Source organism: Kitasatospora sp. NPDC032150 (assembly GCF_055579945.1).
In genome coordinates this window covers 1-2,461 of the sequence record NZ_JBVIMH010000096.1, presented here as the reverse complement: position 1 = coordinate 2,461, position 2,461 = coordinate 1, and the positions used below count along the sequence as shown (strand labels likewise).

The 2,461-nt window shown below is 67.5% G+C and carries 3 protein-coding genes; 1 reads left to right on the top strand and 2 read right to left on the bottom strand.

Annotated elements, in window-relative coordinates; translation table 11 throughout:
* Positions 1 to 33: 33 nt before the first annotated feature.
* Complete coding sequence (locus ACZ5ON_RS35905; RefSeq protein WP_465601798.1) at positions 34 to 1,200, bottom strand: IS630 family transposase; 1,167 nt, start codon at positions 1,198 to 1,200, stop codon at positions 34 to 36.
* Between the two features lie 58 nt (positions 1,201 to 1,258).
* Complete coding sequence (locus tag ACZ5ON_RS35900; protein ID WP_465601795.1) at positions 1,259 to 1,804, bottom strand: MarR family winged helix-turn-helix transcriptional regulator; 546 nt, start codon at positions 1,802 to 1,804, stop codon at positions 1,259 to 1,261.
* 64 nt (positions 1,805 to 1,868) lie between these two features.
* On the opposite strand from ACZ5ON_RS35900, the gene ACZ5ON_RS35895 reads away from it, so the two are divergent.
* Positions 1,869 to 2,461: SDR family NAD(P)-dependent oxidoreductase (locus ACZ5ON_RS35895; protein WP_465601792.1), on the top strand; the 593-nt coding region annotated here is incomplete at its 3' end.

Genomic DNA, 2,461 nt, shown 5'->3' with positions numbered 1-2,461 from the left:
AGTGGTCGGCTCCGGAAGTCCTTCGGGGGTTGATCATGCGGCGAGGCGGATGGAGGATCCTTCCTGGTGATCGGCAGTGCGCCGGTCGAGCCTGGCCAGCAGATCGTCCAGGTCGGAGGTGGTGAACTTCCACTGGAACGGCTGTGCTGTGGCGTTGTAGCGGTCTTCGAAAGCTCGGAGCCGGTCCCCGACCTGGGCAAGGCCGGTGAAGTCGTTGGGCGAGACGACCTTGCGTTGGACGACGGAGAAGTAGATCTCCACCTGGTTCAACCACGAAGCGTGGATGGGGGTATGCACCATCACCGCGTTCGGGAATGCGGCGGCAAGCCGGTCGGCGGCCTTCTGCCCGCGATGCGAGGAGCCGTTGTCGACGACCCAAAACACGCGCTTGGCGCTGGCGTAGGGTTCCTGGGTCATGACCTGGGCGACCAGGTTCATGAACGGGTCGATGCCGGTCGTGGCCTCACAGCGGCCGAACACTCTTGCCTGGTGGACATCGTAGGCGGCGAGGTAGGCCAGGGCGCCGCCGCGGCCGTAGGTGTGGTTCACGCGCATTGCGCGGGCCTTTCCTGGGGCGAGGGTGGGGTGGCAGCGGCAGCGGGCCTGGATGGAGGTTTTCTCGTCCGCGCTGATGACGTACTCGTCCTCACCCAGCTCCTGGCCTTGCCAGGTATGGGCGTACAGGTCCAGCACCCGCTGGGCCTTGGGGCGGAAGTCGGGGTCGGTGATAAAGATCCAGGAGCGGTGCTGCCAGGGCTTGAGCGCGTCATGGGCCAGCCAGCGGCGCACGGTGGAGGCCGACAGAAACGCGGCGATGCCCCGTTGGATGGCCTCGCGGGCCAGCTCCGGGCACGACCAGCGTGCCAGCGGCACCGCGGTCTCGGCGGGCAACTGGCAGGCCAAAGCTTTGACATGGGCGACTTGCAGCGGGCTGAAGACGGGCGGTCGGCCGGTGCGCTTGCGGTCGGCCAGGCCTGGTAGGCCCTGCTCGGCGAACCGGCCCCGCCAGGTGCGCACGGTGTCCAGGTGCAGGCTCATCTCTCGGGCGATGCGCGCGTTGGAACGTCCGCGCGCCGCGCGCAGGACGACCTGTGCACGCAAGCGCATCCGATGCTCGGTCTTGTCGCCGTAGGCCATCTTCTTCAGCCGCTCGCGCTCAGCGGCGGTCGGGGCTATCGGGCGGGCCAGGACAACGGGCATAAGACGAGGGCCGATCGGCAGAAGTGGATCACGTCAGGCCATAGCGGGTCCGAAGGGCTCAGCCTTCTTTGGGGGCCGTGCGTCGTCGGACATCGGCCATCAGTTTGTGCAGTATCGCGATGAGCGCAGCGCGTTCGTGGTCCGACAGGCAACTGACGAGTGTGGCTTCTCGGCCGAGCACGGTGTCAACGGATCGCTCGATGAGCGCGTGGCCTTCGGCCGTGAGTTCCACCAGGACGGTTCGGCGGCCGGCGCTTGCTGGTGTTCGTTCGACGAGGCCGTCGCGTTCGGCTCGGGCGATGCGTTGTGAGATCGCGCCGGCGGTGACCAGCGTCCGCCGGGCGATCTCGCGGGTGCTGAGGGTGTAGGGCGGGCCTGAGCGGCGGATGACGGAGAGCAGGTCGAGGGTGGCTGCATCGATCCCCGCCTCTCGCAGGGCCCGGCTGCGGTCGTCGGTGAAGAGCTTGGCCAGCCACCAGATGGGGGTGACGATCTCGATCGATTCGGTCGGGGTGCCCGGTCGCTCCCGTCTCCAGGCCGCGGCAATCTCGGTGGCGGAATAGGCGGGTACTGAGCCCCCTGCTGCAGCGGCGTCGTCGGCCACGATGTGATTCCTTGTCAATCCCAGCTATGTTTAGGCCTAAACGTATCAGTGGGCAGGAGGATTCATGACCCGCATCGTGGTCATCACCGGAGGAACCAGCGGCATCGGCCGTGCCATCGCCCAAAGGTTCGCCGTCGACCAGGCAGAGGTCTTCATCACCGGACGTCACACTGAAACCGTCGAGCTGACCGCCAAGGAGCTGGGGGTGCACGGTGTCGTCTGTGATGCGACCGACCCGGGGCAGGTCGCATCGCTTGCCGCCCGCCTCGGGGAGCTGGACGTCCTGGTCAACGCCGCCGGCGGCCTGCCCGAAGCGGCATCAGCTGACGGAGCATCTCTGGACGCGCTGCTCGCCCAGTGGCATGCCAACCTGGCGCAGAACCTGCTCACCGCGGTGCTGACCACGGCCGCAGTCCAAGACAAGCTCACCAGCGACAGCTCCGTCATCAGCATCGGCTCGATCGGCGCCGAGCGCCGTGGCGGCTCCTATGGCGCGGCCAAGGCCGGCCTGGCCGCGTGGAACGCCTCGCTGTCCGCCGAGCTCGCTCCCAGAGGAGTGACCTGCAACGTCATCTCCGCGGGCTACATCGCAGACACCAACTTCTTCCGCGGCCAGCTGAGCGACGAACGCCACCGTGCGCTGGTGGAGGAGACGCA